This is a genomic window from Fibrobacter sp. UWB16 (assembly GCF_900215325.1).
Classification (GTDB): Bacteria; Fibrobacterota; Fibrobacteria; order Fibrobacterales; family Fibrobacteraceae; genus Fibrobacter.
The window spans coordinates 1,087,819-1,095,146 of record NZ_OCMS01000002.1; the positions used below are offsets into that span (position 1 = coordinate 1,087,819).

Annotated in this window: 6 protein-coding genes; 3 read left to right on the plus strand and 3 right to left on the minus strand. The window is 45.9% G+C overall.

The window, feature by feature from the left end:
• Positions 1-20: 20 nt before the first annotated feature.
• From CRN95_RS09895 to CRN95_RS09905, 3 genes are all read right to left on the minus strand, one after another.
• Positions 21-1,259 (minus strand): hypothetical protein, encoded by a 1,239-nt coding sequence (locus CRN95_RS09895; RefSeq protein WP_097020748.1) that lies wholly within the window; start codon positions 1,257-1,259, stop codon positions 21-23.
• 102 nt (positions 1,260-1,361) lie between these two features.
• Positions 1,362-2,477, minus strand: coding sequence for an aminopeptidase (locus tag CRN95_RS09900; protein ID WP_097020749.1), 1,116 nt, complete (start codon positions 2,475-2,477; stop codon positions 1,362-1,364).
• Between the two features lie 101 nt (positions 2,478-2,578).
• On the minus strand, positions 2,579-3,526 hold the full coding sequence (locus tag CRN95_RS09905) for an AgmX/PglI C-terminal domain-containing protein (protein WP_097020750.1): 948 nt from the start codon (positions 3,524-3,526) through the stop codon (positions 2,579-2,581).
• A 499-nt stretch (positions 3,527-4,025) separates the two neighbouring features.
• On the opposite strand from CRN95_RS09905, the gene alr reads away from it, so the two are divergent.
• From alr to CRN95_RS09920, 3 genes are all read left to right on the plus strand, one after another.
• On the plus strand, positions 4,026-5,249 hold the full coding sequence (gene alr / locus CRN95_RS09910) for an alanine racemase (protein ID WP_097020751.1): 1,224 nt from the start codon (positions 4,026-4,028) through the stop codon (positions 5,247-5,249).
• 17 nt (positions 5,250-5,266) lie between these two features.
• Entirely contained in the window at positions 5,267-5,827 is a 561-nt protein-coding gene (locus tag CRN95_RS09915; RefSeq protein WP_097020752.1) for a methylated-DNA--[protein]-cysteine S-methyltransferase, read from the plus strand.
• A gap of 127 nt (positions 5,828-5,954) precedes the next feature.
• Positions 5,955-6,878: an FISUMP domain-containing protein gene (locus CRN95_RS09920; RefSeq protein WP_159462299.1), complete on the plus strand. Its 924-nt coding sequence runs from the start codon at positions 5,955-5,957 to the stop codon at positions 6,876-6,878.
• Positions 6,879-7,328 lie beyond the last annotated feature (450 nt).

The following is a 7,328-nucleotide window of genomic DNA, read 5'->3' on the forward strand; positions in this document are numbered from 1 at the left end:
TGCGTAATTTCGACTAACTATTAGAAGCGGACCATTGCGCTGAAGTCAACAAACGTGTTCTGACCATTGAAGAATGCACCAGCGTCAGTGAAGAGCTGCTGGCCAACACCAAATTCAACAGCGAGGAAGTCCTTGTACTGGTAACGGAAACCGACAGAAGCATTGACTGCATCCATCTTATCCATCATGCGACTTACATCAGCATCGCTATCCTTCCAATACTGGAAAGCAACCCAGTCATAACCAACTTCACCATAGAACATGAAGTTCTTGTTTTCACCAACGAAAACTTCACCCATCATGCTCGGCTGGAGAACAGCGGTAAAAGCATACTGTTCAACCGGATCATCATAGTTTCTGTAAGAGAAGATTGCAGCGCCGCCAATAAGGATACGGGCATTTTCGTTTTCAAGAACAGAGAGACCACCGCGGATGTACGGAGAAACGTCCCAGAAAGAAGCTGGGTCGTTAGCCTTCTGGACATCGCCGTCAATTTCAGTTTCATTGTTGAAGCTGACGAATCTTGCACCGAGAGTCCAGGTGAAGTTCTTTGCCGTCGGAGCGTTGGTCAAGCTAAGGCCAACGGTAAGGCTATCAAAGCGGTCCTTGGTTTCAATGCCATTGTCCGGGTCATTGTGGGTCTGCGTCTTCGTGGTAACCCAGTCCACATTTGCAGCGACGTTCATGCCCAAGAAGCCCTTGGCAATTGCAGCAGCCCAGTCATCGCCACCGTAGGTCTTGCTCACAACGCCAGCATCATTGCTGACTCTGTCGCGGCCAAGACCGGCTCTGATGTAGAAGCCGAAGCCCGGAACAGCGTAACCGAGAGTGAGACGGCCAAGCTGTTCGTCATTTGCATGAGGAGCCTTAGAAATATCAAAGGCCGTGAAGAAAGAACCGAGAGAGACAATGCCAAGCTTGTTAACCGGTTCAATGTAGAAGAACTTGCGGTTTGCAAACAAGTTCGGGAAGTCGAGCAAGAGGTCCGTGTTGTTAGCGGCGGCCATGTTGCTGTTTCTGTTATAGGACTTGCCATGCAAGATAGCATTGAACTGAGTTCTTCTAGATTCCTTCGGAATATCCGGCTTCACAAACGGAACCGGAGACGTGAGGCTTTCAGAAGCAGCAGCCTGTTCTTCCTGCTGCTGGAGCTGCTGTTCGCTATAGGACGGAGCCGTTGTAGCAGATTCAGAAGCTTCCTGTGCAAATGCGACACCGAAGCTAACGAGGCCAATGCCAAACATCGTTTTTAAATTCATAGTTTTTCCTTGTAATAAGATTTTTTGAATTGTGTGATAAAAATATAATTAATTCTAGTTATCAGTCTTTAACCAATGTTGCTAGAAGAAAGATTTTTACCACTATCCTAAATTCTCAGGATTCAAGCACTTAAGTTCATCGACTACAAAAAGTCCGTCCTTGCGGATAAGCTTGTCATCAAACCAAATTTCGCCACCACCGTATTCCGGACGCATGATCAAAACCAGGTCCCAATGGATGGCAGACTTGTTCCCGTTCGGGGCATCTTCGTAGCACATGCCCGGCGTAAAGTGGATGGAACCCGCAATTTTTTCGTCAAACAGAATATCGCACATCGGAGAAAGCACAAACGGATTGAAGCCAATAGCAAACTCGCCTACGTAGCGAGCGCCTTCGTCCGTATCAAAGATGGCGTTCAGGCTCTTGTTGTCGCCAGTTTCGCAGGTCGCTTCGACAATCTTACCCTGCTTGAAGACGAGACGGATATTGCTGAACTGCTTACCTTCGTAAAGCGTCGGCGTGTTGTAATGGATGACGCCTTCGATACTCCCCTGCACTGGCGCCGTATAGACTTCGCCATCGGGAATGTTCATGTTGCCGCAGCATGGCACCGCCGGAATGTCCTTGATGCTGAACGTGATGTCCGTATCCTGCGCCACAAGACGCACCTTGTCCGTCCTGTTCATGAGGTCGACCAGAGCCTGGGCGGCGCGCTGCATCTTCGGATAATCGGCAAGGCAAGCCTTGAAGTAGAAGTCTTCGAACGCTTCCGTGCTCATCTTTGCGCCCTGGGCCATGGACGGGTTCGGCCAGCGGAGCACGCACCAGCGAGTGTTGTTCACGCGATAGTTGAGCACGTCCTGCGTGATGGTCCTGTAGGCAAGCATCTTCTTGTCATCGATGTCGCAATTTTCCATCGCATTGTTCATCGCGCGGATAGAGAGGTAAGCCTGCATCTGCTTCATCTCGTTCATCGCAAGGTCCGCAGAGAGCTTCATCTGTTCTTCGGAGGCGCTACGGATAACTTCACGACGCACACGGCTATTGTAATTGTGGACAAATGTGTTACCGTCAACTTTGGCAACAGCCTTGATGAGTTCTGTCGAGAGCTCGTCCGGCGTATCGGTCGTTTCGATTAAAATATTTTCGCCCGCCTTGAGAGCTATGGCGTTGTTGATCAAATTTTCTGCAAGTTGCGTAATGCGAGGATCTTTCATTCTTTACCCCATAAATTAAAATCACCGAAAGTCGGCGACAAGAATCGCCGACTTAAATTTAAAAATCTATTTGTCTTTATTCTACTCCAAATGCCATTCCATTACTCCGTAAAGGTAAACGGAATCGTCACTGTCGTATTTCCAGATTTGACCTTGCCAAACATCCATCCACTTACAGCCTTCTTGACTTCGCTATCGAATTCGGCATATCCCGTCGTAGAACCCACCACAGCCATGCTGATGATTTCGCCTCCCGGCGCAATAGTGAACTTCAATGTGACCTTGCCTTGGAAACCAGGTTTCTTTTTCAAGAACTTGTTGTAAATATGGCGGAGGCCAGGTGTACGCTGACGCACGATTTTCATGATATCGGACGCCGAGCGAGATCCCCCAGCAGAGCCCATATCGATTTCATTCGGCTTTGGAGTTTTGATATTACCCTTCAATCCCGATGTTGCAAGGCGACCTGCAGAACCTCCCATCAAGCCTCCAAACAGATCGGAAATTCCACCCGTTCCACCAGACGCAAAACCGTCATTGTAACCGGCATTCACCGGACCGCGACGTTCGCCAAGTCTCGCTGTACCATGTGTTTTGAGACCATTTACACGAGTGATTACTTTGTCGATATCTTTAGCGAGCGTCACCTTAGCGTTATCAAACGCACTTGCCGATGGATTGTTTTTTAACGCCGTCAAAATCTTAAGCACACCACGTTCGAGAGCGGCCTTGGGATTACCTTTTCCCTTTGGTTTTCCACCGCCACCCGGTTTCTTACGATAGATGTTTGGATTCTTTGGCGGACGCTTTTTTTCTACTTTCTTATCCTCCTTTTTTATGGGATCGTTCATGGTGATTTTTGTGACGATTTCAGTATCTGACTTTGTGTCAAACATGATCTCATCAATCATCTGTTCATACGTCGTTGCCCAGAAGCCAAGCATCAACGCGACAACAAGCGATGCACTGGCAATGCGCACCATCTTCTTGTCGGAATCTGGCATCAAGGATGCGATGAACGCGTCTTGAGTTTGTTTTGTCGTTTTCATGATTTTATCCTCCCTTTTCAGGAAATTGGATGTTTTTGTTTTTTTGGTATCAGCAAACCAACTACCCCGTGAGCGGAGTATCAATTTGCCGAATGGCAATACTTCGGAATAAGGCTACCCGAACAAGCCTTTATTGCGAAGTTTCACGCGATTACATACAATGTCAGAAAAACTTTATTACAAAGTAAGGTATTTACTTAAACAACCCACATCCTTACCACACCCATAAAGTACCAATAAAAAAATCGCAAAAACCACTCCAAAACAGTAAAGAAAATTTCATACGAAAGATTGTAAACTCAGATAAAATAAGGCTTTGCGCGTAGTTATTGGGTTCGCTCGCATTTTTCGATTTTTTCTCGGCCCTAGATTTTTACAAAACTTAGACCAGTATAATTTATTCCAATTTGGAATTAAATTTGCAAAACACCCCCTATATTTGCGCTTTTTTACCGAACGAGGACCCATTTTTAAAAGACTTACCTATATTTCCATTATCATGAAACTTTTAGCTACTCCTCCTGACTTAAATAAGATTGCTCGCCCGAACTGGATTGAAATCAACCTAGACGCTCTCTGCAACAACATTCAATTTATCAGAAGCCAAATTCCGGCTTCTACAAAAATTTTGCTCCCCGTCAAGGCCGACTCTTACGGCCACGGAAGCCTCGCCTGCTCTTTTGCTGCCAAGTTCGGTGGCGCCGACTACCTCGGTGTCGCCCACATCAGCGAAGGCATGTTGCTTCGCCAGTACGGCATGGACTTGCCGATTCTCGTGCTTGGTCCTTGCACACCGTCTGACTTTGCGTACTTTGTTGAATACCAGCTCACGGCAGCCATTACCGACATCCGCACTGCAATGGCCTTTGACCAGTTCCTTGGTGAAACTGGTACAGAATGCAAGGCTCATCTCGCTATTGACACTGGCATGAACCGCTACGGCTTTGATGCCGAAGACTTTAACAACATCCGCGCAGCACTTTCTCTCAAGCACCTCAAGTTCGAAGGCATGTTCACGCATCTCGCTACAGCCGACATGCCGGGGAATCCCAAGACCGAAGTGCAAATTCAGCGGTTCTCTCGCCTTGTCGACGTTCTTGAAGCTGAAGGTCTTCGCCCGGAAATTTGCCATTGCTCCAGTTCTGCAGGCACGCTCACGCACCCCGAAAGCCACTTCGACATGGTGCGTCCGGGCCTTGCGCTCTATGGTTACAACTGCATGGGGGCAGCTCCTTCCCCATGGCCCATCAAGCCTGTCATGAAGATTAAATCTACCATCCGCCACGTGCACGACGTGAAGCCTGGCGAAACGGTGAGCTACGGTGGTTACTGGGCTGCTCAACAGCTTACACGCATTGCAACCATCGCAATCGGTTATGGTGATGGTTATCTCCGTGGCGAATACAACAAGGGATTCGTCTTTATCCGCGGACAGCTCTGCCCGATTCTCGGACGCGTTTGCATGGATGCGACGATGGTCGACGTAAGCCACATTCCTGATGTGCAAGTTGGTGAAACTGTTGATGTTGTCAATGGTGAACTCGACTTCCGCATCTCGATGGAAAGCGTTGCCGACGAGCATCACACGATTCCATACGAACTAACAAGCCGTGTGGCTCGCCGTTTGTACCGCAAGTACTATTGGAAGAACCGCCTTGTACGTTGGGATTACCTCAAGGAAGAATTCGGTGTACAAGAATACAAGGAATACCCCTTGCGCTAGGAGAAATACCGCATGGTATGAAGTTTGATGACACGAAATTCACAAAGATAAGCCACCGGAATGTCTGGGGCGAATGGACCTTTATCTTCGAAGGATCCAAACTTTGTGGCCTAAAATTTCGGGAAACTTCAGACGAAATAAAAGCGACTCCGAGCAACGTGCAGGCATGTGCCTACGCAAGCCCCGACATGGAAACTGAATTAAATAACCGCGTTCGCAGCGCCTACCGCAAGGCAGTGAGCGAACTTAATTTGTACCTCGCAGGCAAAATCTGCGAGTTTTCTATACCCATAAAAATCTACGGGACAGACTTCCAGAAAAAAGTTCTTGAGGTCACACGACAAATTCCTTACGGCAAAACTTGGACTTACAAACAAGTTGCACAAGCCGTAAACCATCCGCAAGCTGTTCGTGCCGTCGGGAATGTATTGCATAGGAATCCGATTCAAGTCGTCATCCCCTGCCATCGCGTAATTGACAGCCGCGGTCGCCTGAGTGGCTACGCACTTGGCGTCGGATTAAAAAGAAGGCTCCTCTGCATGGAGGGAGCCATTCCGAATGAACTAATGCTGGAATAACGTTTTTATACAAAATTACAAACTTCCGTTTTTTTTACTTACATTATAAAAATTTGCTAGTCAAATCAATATTTTATTTTAAATTCACTGTTTAAAAGAATAACTATGAATTTCTGAGGAGCAAATTTTGAAATCAAGATTTTTCACCTATTGTATTGTTGCCGCAAGCCTCTTATCTGCCTGCGGAGATGATTCTTCCACAAGCCCAAGTACAAATACTGGCGATGCAAATGTTTCAAGTTCATCGGTCTCTAAAGAACCCACATCATCTGCAAAAGAAAACAATGAATCAAGCACAAACTCTAGCAGTTCAATTGAAGTTTCTAGCAGTTCAGCAGAAAACAACTCTAACGAAAAAAGTTCATCAAGTAATGCAGATGTCAAAGGTTCCCCTGCAAATTACAATCCAGAAACGGGAATTTTGACGGACGAACGCGATGGAGAAGTTTATAAGACCGCAAAAATCGGCGATCAAATTTGGATGGCTGAGAATCTTAACTTTGACATCAAAGATTACAAAAACACCATAATAACCGACCTTGATGAATTAATGGGAGAAAACAACGGATACAAGAATGAAACCAGATGTCCCAAAAGCAGCACAGAAGATGATTGCAATCAATACGGAAGACTTTACACTCAAATAGGTTTTCTATTATCATTAAATGACAAGCGTGTCTATAAAGCATACCCATCGGTAGACGAATCGCTTCGTCCTTATCAAGGAGTTTGTCCTACAGGATGGCACATTCCAAGCTTGGATGAATGGCAAACCCTATTTGACAACGCTTATTTGAATGAGCTTATATCCGTTGAAGATGGCGGGGACAATAAATCAGGATTTAATGTCAAACTTATTGGCTTCGCTCATAAAGAATCAAATGTTGTTTACGAAAAATCACCTAATTACAATAACGAAATGACATCATTTGCAACCGTAGACGATGCGAATGCCGAAAAATTTACGGCTATTTGGGTCAAAAAAAATAACGCAAACACACTTACCGCCGATAAAAAGCTTCATTATGCAGTCCGTTGCCTAATGAACTAACTATCAAAAACAATTTTTATCCAAAGAGCCTCCCGCAGGGCTCTTTTTCCTTTAATATCTCTTGTTTTCTCGAAAAGAGTTTGTTAAATCAAGCACATCCGTTCTTGATAACGCAAATTGTTTTCAAGAACTTTTTTGCTAGATCGTTTTCTATATCCTTTGCTATATGAGATTGCGTACCAGTTCGCTTTAAATAACTGGCTCCACAAAACAGATGGAAAACGAAAATAAGGTTATCAAACGAAAACACGAGATTGACACTTTCCTGACTCAGGTCAATCTTGATACGCTTATGCGTATTCCCGATTCGTATTCGGAAGTTGATGACACTGGAGAAGCGGACCTCGCGTTTCGTGTGAACGTCTCGACGGGCGCCCCGATTCTCGTCGGAATTCTGCTAGAACACAAGTCCGGACGTGATCCTGTGATTTTTGACCAAATCTCTAAATA